Origin of the sequence: Olsenella intestinalis (genome assembly GCF_023276655.1) — a bacterium.
GTDB classification, from domain to species: Bacteria; Actinomycetota; Coriobacteriia; order Coriobacteriales; family Atopobiaceae; genus Olsenella_J; species Olsenella_J intestinalis.
This window is the reverse complement of the sequence record NZ_JALGRK010000001.1, coordinates 976,212-1,003,167: the sequence shown is the minus strand read 5'-3', so window position 1 is coordinate 1,003,167 and position 26,956 is coordinate 976,212. Positions and strand designations below refer to the sequence as shown.

Below are 26,956 nucleotides of genomic sequence, written 5' to 3'. Positions count from 1 at the left end.
CGCGGGACGGTCCCGTCGCGCTTTATGTGGTGGAGAGGAGAACCATGCAGTATTCCGCAGAAGTGGAGAGGATGTGCCCCGTCGCCAAGGGCGCATACCACGGTCCTGCACCCATCCCCGAGGAGGGCAAGTGGGTACAGTCCAAGGAGATCAAGGACATCTCCGGCTACACGCACGGCATCGGCTGGTGCGCCCCCCAGCAGGGCGCCTGCAAGCTGAGCCTCAACGTTAAGGAGGGTGTCATCGAGGAGGCCCTGGTCGAGACCATCGGCTGCTCCGGCATGACCCACTCCGCCGCCATGGCTGCCGAGATCCTCCCCGGCAAGACCATCCTCGAGGCTCTCAACACCGACCTCGTCTGCGACGCCATCAACGTCGCCATGCGCGAGCTCTTCCTCCAGATTGTTTACGGCCGCACGCAGACCGCCTTCTCCGAGGACGGCCTCCCCGTCGGCGCTGGCCTCGACGACCTCGGCAAGGGCCTTCGCTCCATGATCGGCACCACCTACGGCACGAAGGAGAAGGGCGCCCGCTACCTCGAGCTCGCCCAGGGCTACGTCACCCACCTCGCGCTGAACGAGAAGAACGAGATCATCGGCTTCGAGTTCCTCAACCTCGGCAAGTTCACTGACGCGCTCAAGGACGGCGTCGACCCCAAGAAGGCCGTCGACGACGCCATGGGCCGCTACGGCCAGTGGGACAAACCCGCCAAGGTCATCGATCCGCGCAACGAGTAGAAAGGGAGGCGGAAATAATGGCAGTTACGTTCGAAGGCTACGAGCGTCGCATCGACAAGATCAACAAGACCCTCGCCGAGTATGGCATCGCCGACCTGGAAGAGGCTCAGAAGATCTGCACCGACCTCGGCTTCAACCCCTATGAGATCACCAAGGACATCCAGTCCATCGCATTCGAGAACGCCGCCTGGGCCTACACCCTCGGCTGCGCCATCGCCGTCAAGAAGGGCTGCAAGACCGCGTCCGAGGCGGCTGCCGCCATCGGCATCGGCCTGCAGGCCTTCTGCGTCCCCGGCTCCGTCGCCGAGGACCGCAAGGTCGGCCTTGGCCACGGCAACCTGGGCGCCATGCTGCTCGGCGAGGACACCGAGTGCTTCGCGTTCCTCGCTGGCCACGAGTCCTTCGCGGCCGCCGAGGGCGCCATCGGCATCGCCAACAACGCCAACAAGGCCCGCAAGAAGCCGCTGCGCGTCATCCTGAACGGCCTCGGCAAGGACGCCGCCCAGATCATCGCCCGCATCAACGGCTTCACCTACGTCCAGACCAAGTTCGACTACTACACGGGCGAGCTTGAGGTCGTTCAGACGATCCCGTACTCCGACGGCCCGCGCGCCAAGGTCAACTGCTACGGCGCCGACGACGTCCGCGAGGGCGTTGCCATCATGTGGCACGAGAACGTCGACATCTCCATCACCGGCAACTCCACCAACCCGACGCGCTTCCAGCACCCCGTCGCGGGCACCTACTTCAAGGAGCGCACGCTCGCCGGCAAGAAGTACTTCTCCGTCGCCTCTGGTGGCGGCACCGGCCGTACGCTGCACCCGGACAACATGGCTGCCGGCCCCGCCTCCTACGGCATGACCGACACCATGGGCCGCATGCACTCCAGCGCCCAGTTCGCCGGCTCCTCCTCGGTGCCTGCGCACGTCGACATGATGGGCCTGATCGGCATGGGCAACAACCCCATGGTCGGCTGCACCGTCGCCTGCGCCGTCGCCGTCGAGCAGGCCATGGCCTAAGACACGGCCAAAGCCTCGCCACCAGGCGATCAGCTGAGCACAGAGCCCCGTCTCGTGAGAGGCGGGGCTCTTCTCGTATGCGCAGGGTTTAGGATGCGTGGGGCGCTCGAGGCGCATGCGCGATGTGCGGCCGCACTACAGCTCGATCGAGTCGACGCCGGACTCCCTCATGCGGCCCGCGATCTCCTCGATGATCGCGATGCTCGCGCTGCAGCCGATGCGCTCGGCGCCGGCGCGCACCATGGCGAGGAGGTCGTCAGCGGACCGTATGCCGCCGGCGGCCTTGACCTTGACGCGCTCGTCGACGTGCTCGCGCATGAGGCGCACGTCCTCCACCGTGGCGCCGCCCGTGGAGAAGCCCGTGGACGTCTTCACGAAGGTCGGCTGCACCTCGCTCGCGATCTCGCAGAGGCGGATCTTCTCGTCCTGCGTGAGGAGGCAGTTCTCGAAGATGACCTTCGAGGTGGCGCCGGCCTCGTTGCAGGCGTCGACGATCGCGCGCATCTCGTCGCGGACGTAGTCCCAGTTGGCAGCCTTGACCTCGGTGAGGTTCACGACGTAGTCGATCTCGTTCGCGCCGTTGGAGAGGGCGTCTCTCGTCTCGAACGCCTTCGTTGCGATGCTCGTCTGTCCGAGCGGGAAGCCGATGGCCGCCCCCACGTGGACGTCCGTCCCCTCGAGCAGCCCGCGGCAGAACGCAGACTGCGCCGAGTTGACGCAGACCGTTTTGAAGTGGTGGAGCCTGGCCTCGTCGCACAGCCGCTCCAGGTCGGCGCGCGTGGCATCGGGGTGCAGGTTGGTGTGGTCGACCAGCTGGGCAAGGTCGTCGAGCGAGTATGTGCGCATGGTTCCCTCCGGGTCCGCGGCGCCGCGTTGCGCGAGGGACGCACCCCCTGCCCTGCGGAGAAGAGCGTCCGCGACGGGCCGCGCTGCGGTGCCAGGGTTGGCATGACGTACAAAGTCTATCCGAACGGCCGCGCGCAGACCGCACCTGTCGCGCGACCGACCCCCGAAAGCCAGACGAACGCCGCGGTCGAACGTCCAAAAGGCCCTCCGATGGGTTAAGCTAGAACAACCATCGTGCGCGAAGGGAGAATCGTTTATATGGCTGACTACATCCTAAGCTGCTGCTCGACCGCCGACGTGTCCGAGGAGTTCCTCGAGAGGCACGACATCAAGTACCTCTTCTTCAACTACGAGCTCGGCGGCGAGACCTGCAAGGACGACTTTGGCAAGACGCACTCCCCCAAGGACCTGTTCGCGCGCATGCTTGCCGGCGCCGATGCCAAGACCTCGCAGATCTCGGTCGGCGAGTACATGGACTTCTGGCGCGGCTTCCTGAAGGAGGGCAAGGACGTCCTGCACGTCACGCTCTCCTCGGGCATCTCCGGCACCTACAACTCCGCCTGCACCGCCGCTCGCGAGCTTCAGGCCGAGTTCCCCGACAACAAGGTCGTCGTGGTCGACTCGCTGGCCGCCTCGGCCGGCTACGGCCTGCTGATGGACAAGCTCGCCGAGCTGCGCGACGGCGGCATGGGCATCGACGATCTCGCCGCCTGGGCCGAGGAGCACCGCCTCGAGGTCCAGCACTGGTTCTTCTCCACCGACCTCACGTTCTTCATCCGCGGCGGCCGCATCTCCAAGGCCGCCGGCATCGTGGGCGGCGTCCTCAAGATCTGCCCGGTCATGGACGTCGAGCCCGACGGCAGCCTCGCCGTGCGCGAGAAGATCCGCACCAAGAAGAAGGCCATCAAGCGCGTGGTCCAGCTCATGCACCAGCTCGCTCAGGACGGCGACGCCTACTCCGACAAGGTCTTCATCATCAACTCCGACTGCCTGGCCGACGCCAAGGAGGTCTCGACCCTCATCGAGGCCGAGTTCCCCCAGATGAACGGCGCGGTCCACCACTTTGACATCGGCGCGACCATCGGCTGCCACACCGGCCCCGGCACGGTCGCCCTCTTCTTCTGGGGCAAGAGCCGCGCCTAGCGGCCGAGAAGAGCCTGCCCCTCGCAGGCAGGCGCACACCAAAATGACGGGCGGAAGCCGCTTGGCCCCCGCCCCATCTTTTTGCCAATCGATCGGTGCCCACGGCGGGGCGAGCGTCTGCGCCCTCCCCCACTCGCGACCTGGAAGCTAGAAGTCGAGCTCGTAGAGGTCGTGGTAGAGGCGCATCTCCTCGGCGCCCTGCTTGCTCGAGCGGAAGCTGACGGTCCCCTCGTGCGACTCGTCGCGCAGGAGCCCTCCCGCCTCGAGCAGGCTGCGGGTGCGCCGCGCCGTGCCTTCGGCGCCGTCGAAGAGCTGCACGTCGCCCAGGACGCGCTTGATCTGGCGCCTCACGAACGGGTAGTGGGTGCAGCCGAGCACCACCGAGTCGACCGTGCCGCGATACTCCCCCACGAGGTCCTCGAGGAGCTCGTAGAGGTCGTCTGCCTCGAGGTTGCCCTGCTCGATGCGGCTCGCGAGCCCGACGCAGGGCACGCCGATCACCTCGGAGTCGGAGCCCCACCTCTCGGCGAGCTTGTGGAACTTGTCGAGCCGAAGCGTCATGGGAGTCGCCATGACCAGGATGCGGCCGTGTCGCGGCGCAAGCGTCGCGGGCTTGAGCGCGGGCTCGACGCCCACGATGGGAAGCTCGCCGTACTCGGCGCGCAGCGTCTGCGCGGCCGCGCTCGTCGCCGTGTTGCACGCGATGACGATGCACTTGGCGCCCTCGGCCACGAAGTCCTCCACGATCGAGCGGGAGAGCCCGAGCACCTCGGGCGCGGTCTTCTCGCCGTAGGGGGCGTTGGCCGAGTCGCCGAAGAACTCGAAGTCCTCGTGCGGGAGCTCGGCGACGAGGCTCCTCAGGACGCTGATGCCACCGACGCCGGAGTCGAAGACGCCGACGAAGCCGTCGGGCCGTGCCGTGACAGCCATCAGAAGATCACCCCGGATCCACGCGTTCCGTCCATGTCGGGCACGGCCTGGTCGATGCTGGCCGCACGCAGGCTGCCCGACTCCATCTTGTACGATGCGCGCGCGATGCGCTCCGCGAGGTCGGTGCGCGTGACGATCAGCACCGTGCGCGCGGGCGCGAGGCGCTCGACGCTGCGCAGGAAGCGCGCCTCCTCGAGCGGCCCGAGGTCGCCCGTGGGGTCGTTCATGACGATGAACGGCGCGTCCGACAGGATGGCGCGCGCAAGGCCGATGCGTTGGCGCACCTCGGCCGTGAGGCGCGGGCTGAGCTCGGGGTCGTCGACCTCGAGGCCCAGCACGTCGCCCTCGGAGACAAACGACGCGAGCCCGGCCTCGCGGCAGGCGTCCACGAGGTCGGCGTCGGAGGCGCTCGGCCGCCCGATGCGCAGGTTCTGCCTGATCGTGCCCGTGAACAGCGGGGTCTTGCGCGTGACGGGCACGACAGTGTGGCGCAGCGACTCCTCGCTCATCGCCTCGATGCGCACGCCCGAGAGCGCGACGAAGCCCTTGTCGGCCTCGTAGTGGCCAAGGAACAGGCCGCACAGCACGGCGCGCTCGCGGTCGTCGTCGCACTGGACGCTGACCACCGAGCCCGGCTCGATCACGAGGCTCGCGTCGTGCAGGACCTCCCCCTGGACGTCCGAGCTCGCGACGGCGTGCACCTCGGCGCCGCCGAAGACGGAGACGTCGGCGGCCACGGGCTGCTCCTGCGCGGGCGCCTGCGTGAGGACCACGTCGATGACCTCCGCGGCAACGCGCGCCTGCGCGTGCTCGACGATCACATGGGGGCGATACGCGAGCGAGAAGAGCACGGCCGTGGCCGAGGCCAGGACGCACACGCCGGCGTGCCCGCCGGGAAGCGCCCCCTGGCCGAGGAAGACGACGATGAGCGCCCAGCACAGGGCCAGCGCCGCCATGCCGCAGGCGATGCAGGCCGAGCGGATGCCGAGCACCTTGGAGCGCGTACGCGCGTAGATGCCCATGTCGGACACGAGGCGCGAGTTGCGCGGCACGCCCGACTCGTACTGGACGAGGTCGCGCGAGCGCAGGATGGAGTCGTGCGCCTGCGCCTCGATGCCACGCTCGGTGGAAAGCGCCTTGGTGGCGAGCCCGAGCGTGAGCCTGCCCGAGACGGCCGCCACGACCGGCAGCACGAGCACGAGCGTCAGAAGCGAGAGCAGCGCCGCGACGGGCGAGACGCACACCATGAGCAGCGCGCAGCACGCGGAGGCAAGCGCGATGGGGATCGCCTCGAAGAACACGCGCTGGGCGGCGATGCTGTTCGACACCTCGGCCACGAGCATGCTGTCGCCGCGCTCCTCGTCCCAGGGCGACTTGGGCGCGCACACGGCAACGAGCACCGCCGTGCGCAGCCTCGAGAGCGTCTCGGAGACGTAGGCGTCCTTCTTGCCGTGGTACGCGGCGCCGGCCGTGACCGCGAGCGCGCCCGTGGACAGGAGCGAGACGGGCAGGTACTCGCCCGCCGCCTCGAAGGGCCCGAGGTTGACGCCCGTGACCATGGCGCACGCGAGCGCCGCGAACGCCGTCGCGGCGACCCAGGCGAGCACGCCGAGGCACACGGTGAGCACGAGCTGCGGCGCCGTGCGCCTCGAGAGCGCGAACGGGCGGACGCGCGCGAAGGGGCTAGTTCGCCGCATGGGCGTCACCTCCCTTCGCAAGCACGACGGTCTGGTCGCTCGGCATCGCCGTGAGGCTGAGTGCGCGGTCCTGCTCCTCGAAGGCGAGGCGGTACTCCTCGCAGCTGGCGAGAAGAGCCTCGTGCGTGCCCGACGCGATGATCCGGCCGCCGGACAGGACGTACTCGAGCTTCGCGAAGCGCGCCTGGGACGGGTGGCGCGTGAGGTAGACGACGGCCTTGTAGCGCGCGATGGCACGAAGCGCCATCATCGCGCGCTCGCCGTCGACGGGGTTCACGTCGTCCATGAGGGCGTCGATCACGAGGACGGGCGAGTTGTGCAGCAGGGCGCGCGCGAACACGAGCCTGAGCCGCTCGCTCTGCGAGAGCTCGACGTCTGCCGCCGAGAGGTCGTAGTCGAGCCCGCCGCGGCGGCGGATCTCGCTGTCGAGGCCCACGGTCTCGAGCACGCTCCACATCTCGGCCTCGGTGGCCGACAGGTCGGCCATCTGCAGGTTCTCCCTGACGGAGGCCGCGACGAGCCCGCTCGCACCGTCGACGTGGGTCACGTAGCGCAGGCGCGCCGTGCGCGGGAAGTCCCTGAACTGCTTGCCGCCGAGGAACACGGTCCCCTCGTAGTCGGTCACATGGCCGGAGAGCACCTGGGCGAGCGTGGTCTTGCCGCTGCCGGCGGGACCCACCACGGCCGTGAGGCCGACGGCGGGCACGTCGAGCGAGACGTCGAAGAGCGCCTCGTCCTCCCCGTCGTGGGAGTAGGACACGTGGCTGAGGGCAAGGTGGTCGCCCGGCTCCGCCACGGCCGAGCCGTGCTCGGCGGGCTCGCGCAGCGCCAGCAGCTCGACCATGCAGCCCTGGGCGACCTCGGCCTCCGCCATGTGCGGGATCGAGATCGCGAGCATGGCGATGCGCGCCGTCGCGTAGGCGCACACGAGCGCGAGCGCCAGCGCGAAGAGGGGGCTCAGCTCGCCGGCGCGCGAGAGCTGCGAGCAGATGTGCCCGACGACGACCGCGCCGCAGGTGCCCACGGCGAGCGTGAAGGTGATCAGCATGAGGCCGCGCTCGGCGCGCTGCAGGCGCACGTGCTCGGCCTTGGTGCCGCGCGCGGCGGCGAGCTCCACGAAGTCGGACTCGACGTGGTAGTCGCGCAGCGTCTCCGACTCGCGCATGACAATGGCGAAGTAGTCGGCGGCCGAGGCCGACACCGCGTGCATGTCGTCGATGCGCTCGTTCATCACGCGGTTGCGCTCGGAGGCGGCGCCGGTCACGAGCGACGCCAGCACGGCCACTGCGGTCACGAAGAACGTGACGCTGACCTGCCAGCACACGAACAGCGTCGCGACCGTGACGGGGAGGGCGAGCGCGAGCGCGCCGATCATGCGGGGCAGGACCTCGCCGAAGAGCTCGCCCAGGCGACGCGCGCCCTCGCCGGCGCACCACAGGAAGTCGGGACCGTAGTCGTCCGCCTCGCTCGCCCAGCACAGGCGCGCGTACTTCTCGCACAGGCGACCGTTGGCCTCGAGGGCCGCGGCGGCCTGCGCGCTGACGCGACGCGCCGAGCGGGCGTAGGAGAGCGGTGCGCGGAGGAGAAGAGCAAGCGGCAGGGCCGCGACGGCGGGCCAGGAGGGCGCACCCTCGAGCACCGAGGTGATGACGAGCGCCAGCAGCACGGCGCAGACGGCGTCAAGCGAGAAGGTCGCGAAGCAGAGCAGCGCATATGACAGGGAATCGCGCTCGCAGCCGCGCACGACCTCCCACACTCTTCGATCAAACATACCAGGCCAATTCCAGCGCCCGGCGACCGCACGCTTTCGTGCGGCCATGGGCGGCGTCAAGTCGTATCATGTTAGTTCTTGTATCCATTATCGGACAACGCGCGCCCGCGCGAAAGTCCGAACTCCGATTAGGCAGGAGACACCGTGAGCAACGAAGGAAAGAACGTCAAGGTCCACTACGTCGGCACCCTCGACGACGGAACCAAGTTCGACTCGTCGCGCGACCGCGGCGAGGCCCTGGCCTTCACCTGCATGGCCGGCCAGATGATTCCCGGCTTCGACGCGGCCGTGAGGGACATGGAGGTCGGGCAGACCGTCAACATCCGCCTCGAGCCCGCCGACGCCTACGGCGAGCGCCGCGACGACCTCATCCAGAGCATCCCGATGGCGCAGCTCGCCGGCTCCGAGGAGCTTGAGGTCGGCGCCCGCATCGTCCTCTCGAGCCCGGAGGGCCACCCCTTCCCCGCGACCGTCGTGGCCAAGGACGACCAGATCATCACCTTCGACATGAACCACGAGATGGCCGGCAAGGCCCTCAACTTCGAGATCGAGCTCCTCGAGGTCGAGGACTAGCGCCCAGGCAAGACGGCACCAGTCAGCAAGGAGAGACATGGCACCCTCGTCGTACAAGGCAAAGCAGATGATCGTCATGAGGCGTGACCTCAAGATGCGCAAGGGCAAGATCGCCGCGCAGTCGGGCCACGCCTGCGTGGAGGCGATCCTCATGGCGCTCGCGCGCGAGCAGCGCCTGGAGCAGATCCGCGTGACGCCCGGCGGCGAGTGGGTCTACCTCGAGGACGACGGCCGCGAGGCCACCGCGCTCTCCGACTGGTTCGACGCCGGCGTGGCCAAGGTCTGCGTCTACGTGGACTCCGAGGAGGAGCTGCTCGAAGTCGCAAACGCCGGGCGCGAGCGCGGATTCGCCTGCGCGCTCGTGCGCGACGCGGGACTCACCGAGTTCCACGGCGAGGCGACCTACACCTGCCTCGCGTTCGAGCCGCTGCGCGCGGAGGACATCGACCCGATCACGGGAGGCCTCCCGCTCTACTAGCGAACGTCGACAGAGGCGAGGCTCTTCTCGCCTGGCGCATGCGCGCCGTGGGCCGAGGCCTGCGGCGCGCTTTTCGACTACGTAAACCGCCCGTGCAAGCGGCTCCTCGGGCGGGCGCATCCGATACGATGGGACAACGATGTGCGAGCGCCGGAGGCGCGACGAAAGGGGGACCCATGAGAATCAGCGACATCCTGAGCACCAAGCAGACCTTCTCGTTCGAGATCTTCCCGCCCAAGGGCGAGATGTCCCAGGCGCAGGCCATGGGCGTCGCCGAGCAGCTCATGGACTTCGACCCCGACTGGATCTCGGTCACGTTCTCGGCCGGCGGGACCGGCGGCACCGAGAGCACCGCCGACATCGCGAGATCGATCGAGGCCACGGGGCGCACCTCGGCGCTCGCCCACCTGACCTGCCTGGGCTCCTCGGAGTCCGACGTGGACTACTTCGTGGCGCGCCTCAGGTCCGCCGGCGTCGAGAACGTGCTCGCGCTTCGCGGCGACCATGCGCCGGGGCGCGAGGTCGTGGACTTCGCGCACGCGTCCGACCTCGTGGCGTACCTGCAGGGCAGCGGCATGTGCGTCGGCGCCGCCTGCTACCCCGAGGGCCACGTCGAGTGCGAGAGCCTCGAGCGCGACATCGAGAACCTCAAGGTCAAGCAGGACAGCGGCGTCGACTTCCTCGTGACGCAGCTCTTCTTCGAGAACGAGGACTTCTACCGCTTCCGCGAGCGCTGCACCCGCGCGCGCATCAAGGTGCCCATCGTCTGCGGCATCATGCCCTTCACGAGCGTCAGCCAGATCCAGCGCATGGCCTTCAGCTGCGGCGCGTCGATCCCCTCGAAGGTCGTCCGCCGCCTCGTGCGCGCCGGCGACGACGCCGCCAGCCAGCGCGCGGCCGGCATCGAGTACGCCTGCGAGCAGATGCTCGACCTCGCCGCCAACGGCGTCGACGGCATCCACGTCTACAGCATGAACCGCCCCGACGTGGGCCGCGCCGCCCACGACCGCCTGCTCGAGGCCGGCTACCTGGGCGCCACGCGATGATCGTCGACCTTCCCGCACACGACGCCGACCCCGCCGAGGTGCTGCGCTACCTCGGCCGTGGCAGCCAGAGCGTCTCGAGCGACATCGAGGGCCGCCTCGAGACGCAGATGGGGCGCGCCCGCGAGCTGGCCCGCCCCCGCGCGAGCATCAAGTGCTTCCCCATCGCCTCGCGCGACGCCGAGAAGAGCACGATCTCGCTCGAGGGCTGCGCGCTGGGGCTCGAGGGCGCCTCGATCGCCGAGCACCTCGCCGGCGCCCGCGCCGTCGCGCTCATGGCGGTGACCATCGGCATGGCACTCGAGCGCGAGCTCAGGCGCCTCGCTCTTCTCAACAGCCTCGACCAGGCGCTCTTCGACGCGGCCGCCACGACCCTCGTCGAGTGCGCCGCCGAAGACGCCGAGGCGCTCGTCCGCTCCCGCGCGCGCGAGCAGGGCCGCTTCGCCAACGCGCGCTTCTCGCCCGGCTACGGCGACCTGCCGCTTGCCTGCCAGCCCACCCTGCTCGACGCCCTCGACGCGCGCCGCCGCCTCGGCATCACGCTCTCGCCGAGCCTGCTCATGACGCCCACCAAGAGCGTGACCGCCGTCATCGGCATCTTCGACGAGCTGCCGCCGCGCATGCGCACGACCTGCGCCGACTGCCCGTGCCACGAGTACTGCACCATCCACAGAAGCGGAGGATCCTGCCGTGGAGACTAGGACCAGCGCCACCACGCATGCCACCACAACGAACGCCGCCGAGAAGAGCCGCCTCTCCCCTCGCGGCCGCCTCGTCGAGGCGGGCGCCCGCATAGCCGACGACCACCTGCGTCGCGTGCTCGAGGGCAGGGACTTCCTCCTCTTCGACGGCGCCATGGGCACCCAGCTGCAGGCGCGCGGCCTTGCAGCCGGCGAGACGCCCGAGCTGCTCTGCCTCACCAACCCGCGCGAGATCGCCGAGATCCACCGCGCCTACGTCGAGGCCGGAAGCGAGGTCGTCACGACCAACACCTTCGGCGCGAGCGCCCCCAAGCTCGCCGGCGCCGCCACGGTCGAGGAGGTCTTCTCCGCGGCCGTCGCCTGCGCGCGCGAGTCGGGCGCCCGCTACGTGGCGGCCGACATCGGACCCACCGGGGCGCTCCTCCAGCCCATGGGCACCCTCTCCTTCGACGACGCCTACGACCTCTTCGCCGAGCAGGTCCGCGCCGCCGACGCCGCGGGCGCCGACCTCGTCGTCATCGAGACCATGGCCGACCTCGCAGAGGCGAAGGCGGCTCTTCTCGCCGCGCGCGAGAACTGCAGGCTGCCCGTCTTCTGCACCATGACCTTCGACGAGGACGGTCGCACGTTCCTCGGCACCACGCCCGAGGTCGCTGCCCTCACCCTCTCGGGCCTCGGCGCCGACGTCATCGGCATCAACTGCTCGCTCGGCCCCGCCGACGTCGCCCCGCTCGTGGAGCGCATGCTCCCCTGGGCCTGCTGCCCGGTGATGGCGCAGGCAAACGCCGGCCTGCCGCGCGTCGAGGGTGGCGTCACCGTCTACGACGTCACGCCCGAGCAGTTCGCCGATGCCGTGGGCGGCATGGTCGACGCCGGCGTCACCGTCATCGGCGGCTGCTGCGGCACCACGCCCGCATACATCGCCCGCGAGCGCGCCCTGCTCGAGGGCCGCACGCCCGCCCCGCGCGACGTCCGCCGCGACTTCGCCGTCGCCAGCTCGCAGCGGCTCACCGTCCTGCCCGACTCCCACGTCGGCGTCATCGGCGAGCGCATCAACCCCACGGGCAAGCGCCGCATGAAGGAGGCCCTGCGCTCGGGCAACCACGACCTGATCATCTCCGAGGCCATCGCCCAGGAGGAGGCCGGGGCCCAGATCCTCGACGTCAACGCGGGCCTGCCCGAGATCGACGAGCGCGCCACGCTCGCCCGCCTCATGTCCGAGCTCCAGGGCGTGACCGCCCTGCCCATCCAGGTCGACTCCGCGGTCCCCGAGACGATCGAGGCGACGGTCCGCAGCTACCCCGGCAAGCCCGTCATCAACTCGACCAACGGCCGCCGCGACACGCTCGACGCCGTCGTCCCCATCGCCGCCCGCTACGGCTGCGCCCTCGTCGGCCTCACGATCGACGAGGAGGGCATACCCCCCACGGCCGAGGGGCGACTCGCCATCGCGCGCCGCATCGTCGCCGCGACCGACGCGGCCAACATCCCGCGCCAGGACGTCGTGATCGACTGCCTCTGCATGGCCGCCTCGACCGACCAGAGCGCACCACGCACGATCCTCGACGCGATTGCGCTGGTCAAGCGCGAGCTGCCGGGCGTGCGCTGCGTGCTCGGCGTCTCCAACGTGAGCTTCGGCCTTCCCTTCCGCCCGCTCGTGAACGCCACCTTCCTCGCGGCCGCCTTCGCCGCCGGCCTCGACCTCTGCATCATCAACCCGCTCCAGCAGCGCATGATGGACGTCGTCAGGTCCTGGCGCGCCCTCACCGGCGAGGACGAGAGCGCCCAGGCCTACGTCGCCGCCTACGCCAACCGCACCGACGACGCCGCCGCGGCCACGACCACGGCCGCCGCAAGGCAGGACCCGACCAGCTCCGACGCCGACTCAACCGGCGACGCCCAGGACCCCTGCGAGCGCGCCCGCAGCCTCGTGCTCTCGGGCCGCAAGCAGCCCATGGCCGACGCCATGGCCCAGATCCTCTCCGACCACGACACCCTCTTCGCGATCAACGAGGTGCTCGTGCCCGCCCTCGACGAGGTCGGCATCCGCTTCGAGCGCGGCACCTTCTTCCTGCCGCAGCTCATGGCAGCGGCCGAGGCCGCAAAGGCCGGCTTCGACGCCATCAAGGCGAGCGCCGCCTCCGCCGAGGCGACCGCCACCAAGGGCACGGTCGCCATCTGCACGGTCAAGGGGGACATCCACGACATCGGCAAGAACATCGTCAGGATGCTGTTGGAGAACTACGGCTTCGACGTGCTCGACCTCGGTCGCGACGTCGACCCCCAGGACTTCTGCGACGCCGTCGTCGAGCGCCACATCCGCGTGGCCGGCCTCTCGGCGCTCATGACGGCGACGGTGCCCGCCATGGCCGAGACCATCACGCTGCTGAACGAGCAGGCCCCCTGGTGCAAGACGATCGTCGGCGGAGCCGTCCTGACCCCCGAGTACGCCGAGATGGTCGGTGCCGACTACTACGCCAAGGACGCGACCGAGACCGCGCGCATCGCCCAGGAGATCCTCGCCCAGCCCGAATAGGCCGAGGCCAAAAGGACCTCGAGGACGCAACCGCGCCCTCGAGGCCCCTCTCACATCATGCAATCAGCCACGCGCCCGCGGGCGCACGCGCCGGGCCAACACACCAAGCCCGGCGCACGCCGGCTAGATCCACCCTTCGCGCGGATCGTCCTCCTCGACGGAGCGGACCCTCACGACACCGTCCCCGTCGTCGCGCTCGGCACGCTCCCCCAGCTCCTCGAGCCAGGTCTGCGGCCGCTCACACACGGCAACGGCAGGCTCCATGTCGTCGTCGATCCAGGCTAGGCCGTAGCCCGCGCCCTCCGCCGACTCGCGCTCTTCGGTACTCCGGTCCTCACTCATGCGAACCACCTCCTTGGGCGCTTTTGATAGCGTCACACTACCCTGCCCCGCGCCGCCCGCGCGCCACGCGCGAGCAGTCGATTCGAGAGGGATACCGGCTCTAAACAGACTTGAAACGAAGGCAGAAAGGGGCCCGCACCACGCCGGTGCGAGCCCTCCGAGTCTCATGTGAGCCATCGCTACGCCGAGAAGAGCGAGCCCTCCGAGCCGCCGGCCGAGCCGCCGGTCGAGCCGCTGGCCGAGTCGCCGGCCGCACTGCCGGCCGAGCCGCCCATCGCGCCCCGACCACCCGTCATCCCGCCGCCGCGGCCGCCCATGGCGCCCATGCCGGCAACGTCGCTGTAGGTGGTCCCGTCAAGCGTGACCTGCTGCTCCTGGCCCGCCACGCTCAGCGTGTACGTGCCGCCGCTGGCCATGCCCGGCGCACTCGCGATCACGCACGAGAACGACTTCGTCGCCGTGAAGCTCGCCAGCACCGTGCCGTCAGAGCCGAGCACCTTGACCTCGTCGCCGGCAGACCCCGACGCCGAGACGAGCATGCTGCCCTGGCTGGACGACGAGTCGAAGCCCTCGGCCATGCCGCTTGCGCCCAGCGCGATCAGCGTGCCGCCGGAGACGGTCGCCTTCGAGCCGTCGCCCACGTCAATCGGAGCATTGCCGCTGTTGGTGGGCCCGCTCACGAGCACGGTGCCGCCGCTGACGTCGATCGTGCCGTTCGAGTCCAGGCCGTCGCCGCCCGCGTCAACGGTCAGCGTGCCGCCGGTGATCGTGAGCGACGCGGACGAGTCGGAGCCCATGCCACCGCCCATGCCGCCGCCCATGCCACCGCGCATGCCGCCGCCCTTGTCGCCGCTCGGCGGCGTGGGCGCGTCCGTGGGTGCGGTGCCGCCCTCGGTGCCGCTCGTCGGCGAAGCACCGCTGGTGCCGCTTGCAGCGCCACCCGACGGCGGCGTGCCACCGCCACCAGCCGCGGCGCCGCCAGCCGAGCCACCGGCACCACCGGCACCACCAGCCGCAGCACCGCCAGCCGTCGACGCGTTCGCGTCCGAGTCGCCAGACGCGTTCACGCCGTCGTCCGTCGCCACCACGTTCTGCGTGCCGCCCGAGATCGTGACGCGCGCGCCTTCCAGGCCCTCGTTGCTCCTCGTGACCGCGATGTCACCACCCGCGATCACCAGGTCACTCTCAGAGTGCAGACCGTCGTCGCCGGCGGCCACCGACACCCTGCCGCCGTCCACCTGCAGGATGTAGCCCGCGTCCATGCCATCGCTTCCGGCCTCGACCTCGATCGTGCCGTCCGCAACATAGATGTAGCCCTTAGTCGCGTCCGAGTCGTGCGCGGCATGCAGGCCGTCCGTCGTCGCCGTGACCTTCCACGAGCCGCTCGCCACACGGATGCTGTCGTTGGCCTGCACGCCGTGCGCAGCGCCGGTCAGAGTCGCACTCGCCTGCGCCAGCACCACGTCGTCCTTGCCCACGACGGCGCTGCCCTGCGCGCTCGTCACCGAAAGAGAGCCCGTTCCGTTCAGCGTCAGGTCGCTGGTCGAGAAGAGCGTGCCGTCCAGGTTGTGGTCGTCTTCCGTCTGCGCGGCACCCGTGGCGGCGAGCGCGTTGGTCGTGCCCTCGGCCGACGTCACGAACACCTTGTCCGCGCCCTTCACGTAGATCGCGCTCGCGCCAGAGCTCGTCACGCTCGCGCCGGCGAGCACGATCTGCACCTTCGCGTTCTCGTCAGCGTCCACCACGATGCGCCCGTCCGCAAGTGACCCGCTCAGCACGTAGGTCCCCTCGGCCGTAATCGTGACCGTGTTGCCGCTGACGCTCACGCCCGAGCCCGAGACGGTGCTCGCGCCGTCCGCCAGCGTGACCTTCGTCGCCGACGACGCGTCGTAGCTGCCGTCCAGGTCGCGCTTCGAGAACATGTCCGACGTGTCGAGCGCGCCCGACGCCGTCGTGGCCGACGCCTGCGTCGCCGTGCTCGCGCTCGTCTCGCCCGTCGTCGTGGCGGCCGACTTCGCGCACCCCGCCATCGGCAGCGCCACTGCCAGCGCCAGGCCGCATGCCACGATCGCGCGCGGCACCGCCGAGAAGCGCCTCGGCCTCCAGTCCCCAGCCATCATGTCCCTGCCTTCCGTCGTGCCTTCCATCCCACGTTCCTTCACACCTGCGTCCTTGCTAAATCTCATCGCTAGCCACCTCCTGGTGGGACAGGGCAATCTCGAGGTTGCCGTTGCGGCAGCGCAGCTCGTCGATGAACGCGCGCTCCTGGTCGGGGTCGGAGAGCCCCACGTTGTAGATCAGCTTGTAGAGGCTACCCATGTTGGTCGTCTTGACCGAGCGCAGCTCGTGGTAGGTCGTGAACCTGTCGAACAGGTCGTCGAACAGGTGGGTGTGGTCCAGGTCCTCCGGCACCGTGATGCGCAGCGTGCGGTCCACGGTCGCGCCGGCGCGCCCGAAGCCGGTCGCCTGCAGAAGCAGGTTCACGCCGCCGATCAGCGCCGTCACGATGCCGGCGATGCCGAGGTAGCCCATGCCGCACACGAGGCCGACGCACATCGCCAAAAACACGAACGCGATGTCGCGCGCCTGCCCCGGCACGCTCCTGAAGCGCACGAGGCTGAAGCTGCCGGCCACGGCGATGCCCGCGCCGATGTTGCCGTTGATCATCGTGATGACCACGGCCACGATCGCCGGCAGCGTGACCATCGTGATCACGAAGCTTCGCGTGTGCCGGCTGCGGAAGCAGTAGATCAGCGCGAGCGCGAGGCCCAGCGCAAGCGCGACACCCACGCTCGCCAGAAACGGCACGAGCGAGACGGTGCTGGTCGTCGCGGTGTCGGTAACTCCAAAGACAGACTCGAACATGGCTCTCATCCTTTCTGGGCAGGCACGCGCCTGCAAACAATGGGGACGGGGGTCGATTACTTCAAATGACTACTGGTCTCGCCAGGCGCGTCGCCCGGCCGAGAAGAGCGTGCCCCTCGCTAGGAGGCGAAGCGGACTGCGCGCCCCGCTCCCACGCTCGCGGCGAGCGGCAGGGCACCAACCTCGCCCCAGGCGGGAAGCCCCGCCTGCGGGACGCGTCGCTCCCCGACGCCCGGGCGCGCCGGCCCTCCCGCGAGGTGTCGGGCGCGCCGAGCCTCCAGCTCGAGCTGGCGCGCCCAGGCCGCGCCGTACTTTGAGAACGACGCCTTGCGGAGGCACTCGGCGTCGAGGAAGTGCGCGAGCCAAAGAGGCATCGCGCCGACGCCCTTGATCTCCATCAGGCTCTCGCCCTCCCCCAGGAGCTGGATGCCCTCGGTCGACCCCTCCAGCGTGACGTCGCTCCAGCGACAGCGCACGTTGCGGTCGAAGGTGATCCTGAACTCGTGGTCGTCGCGGGCGAAGAAGGCCTCGCGGTCGTAGGCCAGGTACATCGCGGGATAGAGCCCCTCGTAGCGACCGGCCGAGAACGCGATCTCCCGCTCGATCTGCCCCTGGGGCGCACGGCTCCCGTCAAGCGTCGCCTGGGCCTCACCCAGCGGGAGCACCACGCGGCGCTTGTACACGATGCCCCGAACCTTCTTCTTGAGCTCGAGAAAGACCGGCGTCTCGTCCGTGACGTCCGTGTAGCTCCTGATGCGAAGCTTCTCCTTGTACGTCGGCTTCTCGGTCGAGCGCCTGATGATGAGGTGGCTCGGCGTGTCGTAGTAGACGTTGCGGACCGTCGACGGCCCGTGCTCGTCGGCAGCCATGTAGCGCTGCATGACGAACTCGAAGCGGGCGCGCTGACCCTCGTCGAGGCGGTACTTGATCTCCTGGCGCTTGAAGTTGAGCTGTGGCATTTCGTCCTCCCTTTCCGAAGGTGAGGACAGTATCGAAAACGAACCTTGAGGCCGCCTTAAAGAAATCCCCAGCTCACGAATGCTCGACCATGCTTACAGGAGCCTGAAAGAACTCCTTGGCGAGCCTTGGTGCCGCCGCACCCCGCACCCGCGGCACCCACGCGCGTCCGCGCCTCGAGCCTCCCGCCACTCGCCCGACCACCATGACCGCTCACGGCTCAAAACCATCCGTTCACGGTCAAAACCAGTCACGCTCACCAGTCATGCCACACCAAAAATCCCTGCATTCGATGCGGCCAATCACGCCATTTACCGTCAATCCCGACACATTCCGTCAACCTATGTGAAAACTTCTGGTTGTTTTTGAACGATTTTGGGCGATAATGACACGCAGCGTTTGAAAGGCACCTTGTGCCGCCGCGTTTTCGACGACCACGTACCGGGGGGACCATGCTCGCAGAGGAGAGACATCGCAAGATCTGCGAGACCGTCCTCTCTCGCGGCACCGTCACCACGGTGGAGCTGATGGAGCTCCTCGACGCCTCCGAGTCCACGGTCCGTCGCGACCTCGCCGAGCTCGAGCAGAGGCGCCGCCTCGTCCGCGTCCACGGCGGCGCGTCGCGCATCGGCAACGGCTACGTCCTTCGCGACCAGGCCCTCGACGAGAAGCACTTCCTGCATGCCAGCGAGAAGCAGACCATCGCGTCCTTCGCCGCCTCGCTCATCAAGCCCGGAGACTTCGTCTACCTCGACGCTGGCTCCACCACCGAGGCGCTCGCCGACTGCATCGAGGAGCGCGACGCCACCTACCTCACCAACTCGCTGCCCATCGCGCGCAAGCTCCTCGCCCGCGGCTGCAAGACCCTGCTTCCCGGAGGCACGGTCAAGCCGCTCACCGAGGCGCTCGTCGGCGAGGAGACCATCGCTTCGCTCACCAAGTACCACTTCACGATCGGCTTCTGGGGCACCAACGGCTTCTCGCCCAAGACCGGCTTCACCACGCCGGAGCTCAGCGAGGCCAAGGTGAAGGAGTTCTCCATCGCGCAGACGCTCAAGCCCTACGTGCTCTGCGACTCCAGCAAGCTCTCGAAGGTCTCGCTCGTCACCTTCGCGAAGGCCGGCGACGCGACCATCATCTGCGACCACGTTCCCGAGGGGTCGGGCCTGGCGGGCCTCGACAGCCTCATCGAACTCGAGCCCGCCATAAGTGCCTAACTGCCTGGCTAGCAGGCTGTTGTACAGGGGAAGAAAGGGGAGAAAGTGAAGATCACTGATCTGCTGAAGCCCGAGGGCATCAAGATCGGCGCGAGTGCCGCCGACCAGTCTGATGCCATCGACCAGCTCGTCGCCCTCCAGGCGACGGTTGGCAACATCTCGGACAAGGATGCCTACAAGGAGGCCATCCTCAAGCGCGAGGCCGAGTTCAGCACGGCCGTTGGCGATGGCATCGCCATCCCGCACGCAAAGACCAACGCGGTCAAGAAGGCCGGTCTCGCGGCCATGACCGTGAAGGGTGGCGTCGACTGGAACGCCGCCGACGGCAAGAAGAGCGACCTGGTCTTCATGATCGCCGCTCCCGAGGGCGAGGCCAACACTCACCTCGAGATCCTTGCCAAGCTGGCCCAGATGCTCATGCACAAGGACTTCGCCGACGCCCTGCGCGCCGCCAAGACCCCCGAGGACTTCCTCGCCGTCATCGACGGCGCCGAGGCCGAGAAGGACGCAGAGGCCGCGGCCCCTGCCCCCGCCAAGAGCGGCCTTCCCGACATCCTCGCCATCACGGCCTGCCCGACCGGCATCGCCCACACCTACATGGCCGCCGAGAACCTCGAGAAGAAGGCCGCTGAGATGGGCCTGACCCTCAAGGCCGAGACCCAGGGCTCCGCGGGCGCCAAGAACGTCCTCACCGCCGAGGAGATCGCGCACGCCAAGGGCATCATCATCGCCGCCGACAAGAACGTGGACACCTCCCGCTTCGCGGGCAAGCAGGTCTACACCACGACCGTCTCGGCTGGCATCAACGAGCCCGAGAAGCTCATCAGCATCATCAACAACAACGAGGCCCCCATCCAGGAGGGCACCGCTGCTTCCGCCAGCGCTCCCGCCCAGAAGACCTCTGGTTGGCACACCATCTACAAGCACCTGATGAACGGCGTCAGCCACATGCTCCCGTTCGTCATCGGCGGCGGCATCCTCACCGCCCTCGCCTTCCTGGTCGACCAGCCTGGCCTCGGCACCGCGGCCTATGGCTCCTCGATCCCGGCTGCGGCCCTGTTCAAGACCATCGGCGGCGAGGCCTTCGGCCTGATGCTCCCGATCCTCGCGGGCTTCATCGCCATGTCCATCGCGGACCGTCCCGGCCTCGCTCCTGGTATGGTCGGCGGCTTCTTCGCCAAGGTCGGCTATGACTTCGCCTTCCTGTCCACCCTGGACGACACGACGCTGATCTCGGGCGGCTTCATCGCAGCGCTCTTCGCGGGCTTCGCGGCAGGCTACATCGTGCTCGGACTCGAGCGACTCTGCGACCACCTGCCCAACTCGCTCGAGGGCATCAAGCCGATGCTGATCTACCCGCTGCTCGGCACGCTGATCATCGGCGTCATCATGCTCGCCCTCAACCCGATCTTCGCGATGATCAACACCGCGCTGAACGGCTGGCTCGACAGCATGGGCACCGCTAACATCGTCCTGCTCGGCGCCATCGTCGGCGGCATGATGTCCATCGACATGGGTGGCCCCTTCAACAAGGCTGCCTACGTCTTCGGCACCGGCGCCCTCGCTGCTGGCACCGCCCAGGGCCAGGTCGTCATGGCCTCCGTCATGGTCGGCGGCATGGTTCCTCCCCTGGTCATCGCCCTCTCGACGACCTTCTTCCGCAACCGCTGGACCAAGCAGGACCGCAACGCCGGCCTCGTGAACTACATCATGGGCCTGTCCTTCATCTCCGAGGGCGCCATCCCGTTCGCGGCTGCCGACCCCGGTCGCGTCCTGCCCTCCTGCATCATCGGCTCCGCCATCGCCGGTGCGCTCTCCGCCGCCTTCGGCTGCACGAGCCCCGCGCCCCACGGCGGCGCCTGGGTCGTCGCCGTCATCGGCAACCCCGTGATGTGGCTCGTCGCCCTCCTCGTGGGTTCTGTCGCCGGCGCGCTGATCCTCTCCCTCATCAAGAAGCCCCTCTCCCCCGAGGAGTCCGGCCTCGCCAAGTAAGGGACGCGTCTCACGCGACGCAAAGCACGTATCATGGGAGACGGTCGCATCCGCGGCCGTCTCCTTTTCTATGTCAAGGGGCCAGGCCCCAGGGAGGTTCTCATGGGCATCGTGCTGCCGTGGAGGAGAAGAGCGCGCGGCAACGACCGCGACACGTCCGGCTTCGTGAGGCGCCGCCTCCGCTTCACGGGCAGGGTCCAGGCCGTGGGATTTCGCTACACGGCGACCTGCGTGGCCGACGAGGACAAGGTGACCGGCTGGGTCAAGAACCTCCCCGACGGCGACGTGCTGCTCGAGGTGCAGGGTCTGCCCAAAGACGTCGACGCCTACGAGCGCGCCCTGCTCGACGAGTGCGAGAGCGACCGAACCTGGATCGAGGCCACGGTCACGAGCCGCGAGAACGTCCCCGTCATCGAGGGCGAGAAGAGCTTCAGCGTCACGTACTAGGCCACCGGCCAGACGACGCCCATCCGCACTTCCGACAAAAGAAGGGCTGCCCGGCAATCGCCGGGCAGCCCTCGTCCTTTATCGCTCCGTCACGCGCAGGCTACAGCCCGTACCAGCCGATGCCCTCGTACAGCCAGCCGAGGCCCACGAGGCACTCCGCCTCGAAGGCGCTCGTCGTGTAGTTGTGGGTGCCCGCGCTGGCGTAGGGGTTGTACTGGCGATAGACCGGCACGCCGTTCTCGCCGGCGGAGTACCAGCCAACGCCCTCGTCCGTCCAGCCAAGCTCGACGAGATGGTCGCGCTCGAAGGCGCTCACCGTGTAGTGATGGTCGCCCGCGTAGGGGTTGTACAGGCGGTAGACCGGCGCACCCTCGGCCGGGGCGACCCAGCCAACGCCCTCGCCATGCCAGCCAAGCCCCACGAGCGCATCGCGCTCGTAGGCGCTCGCGGTGTAGAAGTGCTCGCCGCTGTAGGGGTTGTACAGGCGGAACATGTCCTGACCCTCGGCCGGCTCGGGGCCGGGAGCCGCCTTGACGGTCACCGCGCAAGCGGCCGTGGCCTCGGGGTTGTCCACGCTCGTCGCGGTGATGGTGGCCTCGCCGGGGGCAACCGCGGTCACGACGCCATCCTCGACGGTGGCGACCTTCTCGTCGGAGCTCTTCCACGTCACGGACTTGTCGGGGGCGTCGTCGGGCTTGACGGTGGCCTTGAGCGTCACGGCCTTGCCGACCTCGAGCGTCGCAGTCGCCTGGTCCAGCTCGACGCTCTTGGCGCGCACGGGCTCATGGACGGCAAACGTCACTTGCACAGCGTTATCCTCGGCCTCACCAAACTCCTTCACGTAGATGCCGTCGGAGGTGGTGGTTGCGGCGTAAACTATGCCTCCAACACCCGAAAACGTAGAATAGATGGAATAGCTATTGCTTCTATCCTTAAAGGAGTAGTAGGGGCCACTGTCTGACTCGACGACCCCCTCAGTCCCCGGTTTGCTTGTGTCGACATCGCACCTTACCAAAGTCCATGGCCTTTCGTGTGTGTCCAACGACATTTCCGTATTAGGGACATACACGGTCGTCGAGTTGATGGTGTCGCCCACGTGAAGGACGTCCCCCACGCTCAGGGTCGTGTACTCCTTCGCATACGCCGTCGAGCCGAGGCCCAGCACGAGCCCCAGCGCCGCGACGAGCGCGACCGCGAAGGCCGCGAGCAGCCTGCCCATCCGTTTGCGTTCCATACGATCACTCCCCTGGAATTCGAACACTACCTGCATAGACACATATAAAAGGATACGGAATGCACCTATGCCGACCCGTGTCGTTTCGACCGAAGGTGCCCCACATCCTCCCTGCGGCCCGAACGCACCCACTCGTCCACGCCAAGCACGCAAGAGCGCGCCCCACACGAAAAAGGCCGCCCGGCACATGCCGGGCGGCCCACGACCGTTCTCACTATGTCGCGCGCGAGCAGAGCCCCACTCTCGCTAGACGCCCACGAGCGCCTGACGGATGAGCTTGGCGTAGACCTCCATCCCCTCGGCCGTGGGATGGGTGCCGTCGGCAACGATGTAGTCGTCGTGGCCCTCGGAGGCGCCGTTCCAGTCGATGATGCCCGCATTCGCGTTCGTGGCCGCGTTGGCGCGCAGCATCTCGTTGTTGGTGTCCTGGATCGGATAGGGATTGCGCACGGTCACGAAGTAGATGGGGCGTCCGCCCACTGCGTCGACGGCGTCCTGGATCATGGCGTCGTCGCGGATCGCCCCGTTGGAGCCGAGCGCGACGATCACGACGTCGGGATCGTATCCGTCGGCGACGTCCTCCGCATAGAGGTCGGGCATCGTGTAGAACTGGCGGGAGACCGCAGCGTCGATGCGGGCGTTGGGAAGCATCTCCTCGAGAAGCGGGCTCACGCCGGCGACCACCGAGTCGCCGATGACGAGCACGCGCGCGCTGCAGGTGCCCGTGGCGGCGTCGTAGGTCCACTTGGTCGTGTCGAGGTTCTCGGGGACGCGCTCGGCGATCGCGGCGGGCTTGGCGGGCGCCGCCTCGACGGCGGGCACGTTGGCCTGGTCGGCGGCACCACCCGAGCCGGTGGTCTCCGCGACCATGCGGTCCCAGTCGAGAGGAACGAAGGTGACGAGAAGCGCGGCCGTGAGGCCCAGCGCGACCGAGGCGGTGCGCACGCGCTCGGCGGGAGCCTTGGAGAAGGTCTCCCCCACCTTCTCGCGGGCGTGGGCAACGCGACGACGCCCCGCCTGAACCGCAGCGGCATCGCGAAGGTGGGCACCAACGCCGACGGGGGCAACGCGGGCGTCGGGAGCGGGCGCCTTGGCGGGCACCTCGAAGAGGTGGTAGGAGAGCTCGCTGACGACGGCGATGACGGCCAGCTCGACCAGCCACCCCCACCAGGGCAGGTCAGAGGTGCGGTTTGCGGGGTTCATGAGGCGCAGCAGCGGGTAGTGCCAGAGGAACAGCGAGAAGGAGCGGCGGCCGAGCCACGCGAGCGGGCGTGCGGATAGGAAACGGCCGATGAGGGTCTCGCCGGAGAGGGCCGCGCGGACGACGATGGCGCAGCCGAGCGCGCAGACGAGGAAGCCGCCACGGAAGAGCAGGTGCGAGGAGCCACTCACGAAGAAGCAGGCGACCACGAAGAGCGCGAGCAGCACCCAGGAGACGCCGTCCTCCCAGCTGCGCACGTGGTCACGGCCGCGACGCAGCATGGGGTAGCAGACGCCGAGGAAGGCGCCGACCATCATCTCGGCGAGACGCGTGTCGAGCCCGTAGTAGACGCGCGCCGTGTCGGCGGCGGGGTCGAAGAGCAGGGCCATGAGCACCGTGGACGCGAGCGCGAGAAGCCCCACAACGTAGCCGAGCGTGCGACGGCGGCGCGCAAGGGCCCACAGGACCAGGAGCACGGGCGGCCAGAGCAGGTAGAACTGCATGGAGAGGCTCGTGAACCAGAGGTGCGTGAGCGGCGACGGGAGCCCAGCCGCCTGGAAGTAGGACACCTGGCTGGCGATGTAGTGCCAGTTGCTGTAGAAGAGGGCCGACGGCATCGCGTCGGCGTGGACCTTGACCAGGAGGTTGGCGCTCAGGATCGCCGAGGCGACGATCGTGACGAGGACCATGGCAAGCATGGCGGGCGCGATGCGCTCGAGGCGGCGGCGGGCGTAGCGCACGAAGTCGAAGGACCCCGAGCGCCGCTGCTCGACCCAGACGCTGCGCGTCGTGAGGAAGCCGGTGAGCACGAAGAAGACCGTCACGCCGAGGAACCCGCCCGGCACCTGGGCCGGCCAGGCGTGGTAGCAGATGACCGCGATGATGGCCAGCGCGCGCAGGCCGTCGAGGGCGCGCACGTGGTTCGCGCGGGCGAAGCTGCCGCGCGGGGCGCGACCGGCGAGCTTGCCGGTGTCGCCCGCGTCGAGCCTGCCGGTATCTTCTGTCGAGACGTCGGCCGCCATAGGGCTACTCCTCCCCCTGGGGCGCCTGCCCCGTCTCGAGGATGCGATCGAGGGCGGCCTCGTCCAGGACGGTGACGCCGAGCTGCTCGGCCTTGGTGAGCTTGGAGCCTGCCGCAGCGCCGGCCACGACGTAGCTCGTCTTCTTGGAGACGGATCCGGAGACCTTGGCGCCGAGGGCCTTGAGCTGGTTGCCGGCCTCGGTGCGCGAGTACTTCTCGAGCGTGCCCGTGAGGACGAAGGTGAGGCCCTCGAGCGTCTGCTCGCGCTCGTTTGCGACGCGCTCCTGCTCGAGGACGACACCGGCCTCCTTGAGGCGCGCGACGACGGCGCGGTTCTTCTCGACGGAGAAGAACTCGAGGACGCTGGCGGCGATCTTGGGGCCGACGCCGTCGACGGCCGCGATGTCGTCGACGGAGGCGGATGCGAGGGCGTCGATGGAGCCGAAGTGGTTCGCGAGCTGCTCGGCGACGTTGGCGCCGACGTGGCGGATGCCGAGGCCGAAGAGGACGCGGGCGAGGCCGCGCTGCTTGGAGGCCTCGACCTGGGCCATGATCTTGGTTGCGATGGTCGCGCCCATGAGGATGGGGTCGCCCTCGAGGTGGTCCTTGGTGGAGGTGGCGTAGGTACGGCCGGTGTCGACGGCGGCGAGATCCTCGGCCGTGACCTTGTCGTAGAAGTCGGCCACGTCGGTGAGCAGGCCCTGGTCGACCATGCGGTTGACGATCTCGTCGCCGAGGCCGTCGATGTCCATGGCGGCACGCGACCCCCAATGGATGAGGCGCTCGGAGGCCTGCGCGCGGCAGTCGATGGAGACGCAGCGCCAGGCGACCTCGTCGTCCTCGTGGACGACGGGCGAGCCGCAGCTCGGGCACGTCTGGGGCATGTTCCAGAGGGGGCGCGCGGCGTGGGCCGCGGCGAGGTCACCCTCGAGCAGGGGCCCGACGACCTCGGGGATGACGTCGCCGGCCTTGTGGACGACGATCGCGTCGCCCTCGCGGACGTCCTTGCGGCGGACCTCGTCGATGTTGTGCAGGGTGGCGCGGGCGATCGTGGAGCCCGCGACCGTGACGGGGTCGAACTCGGCGACCGGGGTGAGCACGCCCGTGCGGCCCACCTGGACGCGTATCTCGCGGAGGATGGTGCTCTTCTCCTCCGGCGGGAACTTGAAGGCGATCGCCCAGCGCGGGGCGCGGGCGGTGAAGCCGAGGGCGGCCTGGCTCGCGAAGGAGTCGACCTTCACGACGACGCCGTCGATGTCGTAGTCGAGCTCGCCGCGGTGCGCGAGGGCCTGCTCGCAGAACTCGTGGACGGCGGCCGCGCTCGTGCAGCGGCTCGCGTTGGGGTTGACGTGGAAGCCGCAGGAGCCGAGCCACTGGAGGAACTCCCACTGGCTCGAGACGGCGAGCGGCTCCTCGTCGGCGACGGCGTAGATGAAGGTCTCGAGGTCGCGGTGGGCCGTGACCGTGGGGTCCTTCTGGCGGAAGCTGCCGGCGGCCGCGTTTCGGGGGTTGGCGAAGACGCTCTGGCCCGCGCCGTCGCGCTCCTCGTTGAGGCGGACGAAGCTGCGCTTGGGCATGTAGACCTCGCCGCGGACCTCGATGGAGCTGCCGAAGCCGCCCCCGGCGACGCGCTCGAGCCCGGCGCGGGCGAGCGAGCGCGGGATGTCGGAGATCGTGAGGGCGTTGGCCGTGACGTCCTCGCCGGTGGTGCCGTTGCCGCGGGTCGCGGCGCGCACGAGGCGGCCGTCGCGGTACGTGAGCGCGACGCCGAGGCCGTCGATCTTGAGCTCGCAGGTGTAGGCGACGGGGTTGGCCTCGCTCGCGCCGAGGGCCTCGTCGGTGCGGGCGAGCCACTCGTCGAGCTCGGCGAAGTTCATGGCGTCGTCCATCGAGTACATGCGGCGGGCGTGGGTGACCTCCTCGAACTGGCGCGAGAGGTAGCCGCCCACGCGGTGCGTGTAGGACGCCGGGTCGTCGAGCTCGGGGTGGGACGCCTCGAGGGCGATGAGCTCCTGCAGGTAGAGGTCGAACTGCGCGTCGGTGATCTCGGGGTCGTCGAGCGCGTAGTAGCGGTATGCGTGGTAGTCGAGCAGGCGGCGAAGCTCCGAGACGCGCGCGGCCGGCTCGGTGGCGCGCGTGTCGGCCGGGCGCTCGGGCTCGGGCATGGCCGCGGCCGAGGCCGTGCTCTTCTCGGCGGCGGACGGCG

The 26,956-nt window shown here is 69.0% G+C and carries 22 protein-coding genes; 11 read left to right on the top strand and 11 right to left on the bottom strand.

What is annotated here, in order from left to right; translation table 11 throughout:
- The first annotated feature begins 44 nt into the window (after positions 1-44).
- Positions 45-737, top strand: a complete 693-nt coding sequence (locus tag M5D76_RS03870) for an iron-sulfur cluster assembly scaffold protein (protein ID WP_248922066.1) — start codon at positions 45-47, stop codon at positions 735-737.
- A 17-nt stretch (positions 738-754) separates the two neighbouring features.
- On the top strand, positions 755-1,756 hold the full coding sequence (locus M5D76_RS03865; RefSeq protein WP_248922065.1) for a GGGtGRT protein: 1,002 nt from the start codon (positions 755-757) through the stop codon (positions 1,754-1,756).
- A gap of 135 nt (positions 1,757-1,891) precedes the next feature.
- Here M5D76_RS03865 and deoC read toward each other — a convergent pair whose 3' ends face one another.
- The gene (deoC, locus tag M5D76_RS03860) at positions 1,892-2,602 is read right to left on the bottom strand and encodes a deoxyribose-phosphate aldolase (protein ID WP_248922064.1); all 711 of its coding nucleotides are present in this window, start codon (positions 2,600-2,602) and stop codon (positions 1,892-1,894) included.
- A gap of 258 nt (positions 2,603-2,860) precedes the next feature.
- Here deoC and M5D76_RS03855 point away from each other — a divergent pair, with 258 nt between their 5' ends.
- The gene (locus tag M5D76_RS03855) at positions 2,861-3,745 is read left to right on the top strand and encodes a DegV family protein (RefSeq protein WP_248922063.1); all 885 of its coding nucleotides are present in this window, start codon (positions 2,861-2,863) and stop codon (positions 3,743-3,745) included.
- Between the two features lie 147 nt (positions 3,746-3,892).
- Here the strand turns inward: M5D76_RS03855 and murI are convergent, their stop codons facing one another.
- From murI to M5D76_RS03840, 3 genes are read right to left on the bottom strand one after another with little or no spacing between them, the layout of a single operon-like run.
- Positions 3,893-4,675: a glutamate racemase gene (murI, locus tag M5D76_RS03850; protein WP_248922062.1), complete on the bottom strand. Its 783-nt coding sequence runs from the start codon at positions 4,673-4,675 to the stop codon at positions 3,893-3,895.
- On the bottom strand, positions 4,675-6,372 hold the full coding sequence (locus M5D76_RS03845; RefSeq protein ID WP_248922061.1) for an ABC transporter domain-containing protein: 1,698 nt from the start codon (positions 6,370-6,372) through the stop codon (positions 4,675-4,677). Before M5D76_RS03845 ends, murI begins: the two co-directional genes overlap by 1 nt.
- Positions 6,359-8,143, bottom strand: a complete 1,785-nt coding sequence (locus M5D76_RS03840; protein WP_248922060.1) for an ATP-binding cassette domain-containing protein — start codon at positions 8,141-8,143, stop codon at positions 6,359-6,361. Before M5D76_RS03840 ends, M5D76_RS03845 begins: the two co-directional genes overlap by 14 nt.
- Before the next feature lie 144 nt (positions 8,144-8,287).
- Between M5D76_RS03840 and M5D76_RS03835 the strand changes: the two genes are divergently transcribed.
- From M5D76_RS03835 to M5D76_RS03815, 5 genes are all read left to right on the top strand, one after another.
- Positions 8,288-8,716: an FKBP-type peptidyl-prolyl cis-trans isomerase gene (locus M5D76_RS03835; RefSeq protein ID WP_248922059.1), complete on the top strand. Its 429-nt coding sequence runs from the start codon at positions 8,288-8,290 to the stop codon at positions 8,714-8,716.
- Positions 8,717-8,753: 37 nt separating this feature from the next.
- Positions 8,754-9,194 (top strand): aminoacyl-tRNA hydrolase, encoded by a 441-nt coding sequence (gene pth2, locus M5D76_RS03830; RefSeq protein WP_248922058.1) that lies wholly within the window; start codon positions 8,754-8,756, stop codon positions 9,192-9,194.
- Between the two features lie 176 nt (positions 9,195-9,370).
- Positions 9,371-10,240 (top strand): methylenetetrahydrofolate reductase, encoded by an 870-nt coding sequence (locus M5D76_RS03825; protein ID WP_248922057.1) that lies wholly within the window; start codon positions 9,371-9,373, stop codon positions 10,238-10,240.
- A complete protein-coding gene (locus M5D76_RS03820) occupies positions 10,237-10,938 on the top strand; it encodes a vitamin B12 dependent-methionine synthase activation domain-containing protein (RefSeq protein WP_248922056.1) in 702 nt (233 codons plus the stop codon). Before M5D76_RS03825 ends, M5D76_RS03820 begins: the two co-directional genes overlap by 4 nt.
- Entirely contained in the window at positions 10,928-13,474 is a 2,547-nt protein-coding gene (locus M5D76_RS03815; protein ID WP_248922055.1) for a homocysteine S-methyltransferase family protein, read from the top strand. Before M5D76_RS03820 ends, M5D76_RS03815 begins: the two co-directional genes overlap by 11 nt.
- Before the next feature lie 123 nt (positions 13,475-13,597).
- On the opposite strand, the gene M5D76_RS03810 is transcribed toward M5D76_RS03815, so the two are convergent.
- The 4 genes from M5D76_RS03810 to M5D76_RS03790 all read right to left on the bottom strand — a co-directional run bounded on the left by M5D76_RS03810 (position 13,598) and on the right by M5D76_RS03790 (position 17,640).
- Positions 13,598-13,816, bottom strand: a complete 219-nt coding sequence (locus M5D76_RS03810; protein WP_248922054.1) for a hypothetical protein — start codon at positions 13,814-13,816, stop codon at positions 13,598-13,600.
- 179 nt (positions 13,817-13,995) lie between these two features.
- Positions 13,996-16,002, bottom strand: coding sequence for a carbohydrate-binding domain-containing protein (locus M5D76_RS09125; protein ID WP_283102013.1), 2,007 nt, complete (start codon positions 16,000-16,002; stop codon positions 13,996-13,998).
- Positions 15,992-16,681 carry a DUF4956 domain-containing protein gene (locus M5D76_RS03795; RefSeq protein ID WP_248922053.1) on the bottom strand — a complete coding sequence of 230 codons (690 nt, stop codon included), beginning with the start codon at positions 16,679-16,681 and terminating at the stop codon, positions 15,992-15,994. The genes M5D76_RS09125 and M5D76_RS03795 overlap by 11 nt, the downstream gene beginning before the upstream one ends.
- Before the next feature lie 119 nt (positions 16,682-16,800).
- Positions 16,801-17,640 carry a polyphosphate polymerase domain-containing protein gene (locus M5D76_RS03790; protein ID WP_248922052.1) on the bottom strand — a complete coding sequence of 280 codons (840 nt, stop codon included), beginning with the start codon at positions 17,638-17,640 and terminating at the stop codon, positions 16,801-16,803.
- A gap of 450 nt (positions 17,641-18,090) precedes the next feature.
- On the opposite strand from M5D76_RS03790, the gene M5D76_RS03785 reads away from it, so the two are divergent.
- The 3 genes from M5D76_RS03785 to M5D76_RS03775 all read left to right on the top strand — a co-directional run bounded on the left by M5D76_RS03785 (position 18,091) and on the right by M5D76_RS03775 (position 21,294).
- Positions 18,091-18,855 (top strand): DeoR/GlpR family DNA-binding transcription regulator, encoded by a 765-nt coding sequence (locus M5D76_RS03785; RefSeq protein ID WP_248922051.1) that lies wholly within the window; start codon positions 18,091-18,093, stop codon positions 18,853-18,855.
- A 45-nt stretch (positions 18,856-18,900) separates the two neighbouring features.
- Positions 18,901-20,847, top strand: coding sequence for a PTS fructose transporter subunit IIABC (locus M5D76_RS03780; protein ID WP_248922050.1), 1,947 nt, complete (start codon positions 18,901-18,903; stop codon positions 20,845-20,847).
- Between the two features lie 102 nt (positions 20,848-20,949).
- The gene (locus M5D76_RS03775; protein WP_248922049.1) at positions 20,950-21,294 is read left to right on the top strand and encodes an acylphosphatase; all 345 of its coding nucleotides are present in this window, start codon (positions 20,950-20,952) and stop codon (positions 21,292-21,294) included.
- Between the two features lie 100 nt (positions 21,295-21,394).
- Here M5D76_RS03775 and M5D76_RS03770 read toward each other — a convergent pair whose 3' ends face one another.
- The 3 genes from M5D76_RS03770 to ligA form a co-directional block, all read right to left on the bottom strand.
- The gene (locus M5D76_RS03770) at positions 21,395-22,528 is read right to left on the bottom strand and encodes an Ig-like domain-containing protein (protein WP_248922048.1); all 1,134 of its coding nucleotides are present in this window, start codon (positions 22,526-22,528) and stop codon (positions 21,395-21,397) included.
- 246 nt (positions 22,529-22,774) lie between these two features.
- Positions 22,775-24,751, bottom strand: coding sequence for an acyltransferase family protein (locus M5D76_RS03765; RefSeq protein ID WP_248922047.1), 1,977 nt, complete (start codon positions 24,749-24,751; stop codon positions 22,775-22,777).
- Positions 24,752-24,755: 4 nt separating this feature from the next.
- Positions 24,756-26,915: an NAD-dependent DNA ligase LigA gene (ligA, locus tag M5D76_RS03760; protein WP_248922353.1), complete on the bottom strand. Its 2,160-nt coding sequence runs from the start codon at positions 26,913-26,915 to the stop codon at positions 24,756-24,758.
- Positions 26,916-26,956 lie beyond the last annotated feature (41 nt).

Excerpts from the sequence above, each read along its gene's own strand:
- M5D76_RS03870 (WP_248922066.1), top strand. The coding sequence starts at position 45 with ATGCAGTATTCCGCAGAAGTGGAGAGGATGTGCCCCGTCGCCAAGGGC.
- M5D76_RS03865 (WP_248922065.1), top strand. The coding sequence starts at position 755 with ATGGCAGTTACGTTCGAAGGCTACGAGCGTCGCATCGACAAGATCAAC.
- deoC (WP_248922064.1), bottom strand. The coding sequence starts at position 2,602 with ATGCGCACATACTCGCTCGACGACCTTGCCCAGCTGGTCGACCACACC.
- M5D76_RS03855 (WP_248922063.1), top strand. The coding sequence starts at position 2,861 with ATGGCTGACTACATCCTAAGCTGCTGCTCGACCGCCGACGTGTCCGAG.
- murI (WP_248922062.1), bottom strand. The coding sequence starts at position 4,675 with ATGGCTGTCACGGCACGGCCCGACGGCTTCGTCGGCGTCTTCGACTCC.
- M5D76_RS03845 (WP_248922061.1), bottom strand. The coding sequence starts at position 6,372 with ATGCGGCGAACTAGCCCCTTCGCGCGCGTCCGCCCGTTCGCGCTCTCG.
- M5D76_RS03840 (WP_248922060.1), bottom strand. The coding sequence starts at position 8,143 with ATGTTTGATCGAAGAGTGTGGGAGGTCGTGCGCGGCTGCGAGCGCGAT.
- pth2 (WP_248922058.1), top strand. The coding sequence starts at position 8,754 with ATGGCACCCTCGTCGTACAAGGCAAAGCAGATGATCGTCATGAGGCGT.
- M5D76_RS03825 (WP_248922057.1), top strand. The coding sequence starts at position 9,371 with ATGAGAATCAGCGACATCCTGAGCACCAAGCAGACCTTCTCGTTCGAG.
- M5D76_RS03820 (WP_248922056.1), top strand. The coding sequence starts at position 10,237 with ATGATCGTCGACCTTCCCGCACACGACGCCGACCCCGCCGAGGTGCTG.
- M5D76_RS03810 (WP_248922054.1), bottom strand. The coding sequence starts at position 13,816 with ATGAGTGAGGACCGGAGTACCGAAGAGCGCGAGTCGGCGGAGGGCGCG.
- M5D76_RS09125 (WP_283102013.1), bottom strand. The coding sequence starts at position 16,002 with ATGAGATTTAGCAAGGACGCAGGTGTGAAGGAACGTGGGATGGAAGGC.
- M5D76_RS03795 (WP_248922053.1), bottom strand. The coding sequence starts at position 16,681 with ATGTTCGAGTCTGTCTTTGGAGTTACCGACACCGCGACGACCAGCACC.
- M5D76_RS03790 (WP_248922052.1), bottom strand. The coding sequence starts at position 17,640 with ATGCCACAGCTCAACTTCAAGCGCCAGGAGATCAAGTACCGCCTCGAC.
- M5D76_RS03785 (WP_248922051.1), top strand. The coding sequence starts at position 18,091 with ATGCTCGCAGAGGAGAGACATCGCAAGATCTGCGAGACCGTCCTCTCT.
- M5D76_RS03775 (WP_248922049.1), top strand. The coding sequence starts at position 20,950 with ATGGGCATCGTGCTGCCGTGGAGGAGAAGAGCGCGCGGCAACGACCGC.
- M5D76_RS03770 (WP_248922048.1), bottom strand. The coding sequence starts at position 22,528 with ATGGAACGCAAACGGATGGGCAGGCTGCTCGCGGCCTTCGCGGTCGCG.
- M5D76_RS03765 (WP_248922047.1), bottom strand. The coding sequence starts at position 24,751 with ATGGCGGCCGACGTCTCGACAGAAGATACCGGCAGGCTCGACGCGGGC.
- ligA (WP_248922353.1), bottom strand. The coding sequence starts at position 26,915 with ATGCCCGAGCCCGAGCGCCCGGCCGACACGCGCGCCACCGAGCCGGCC.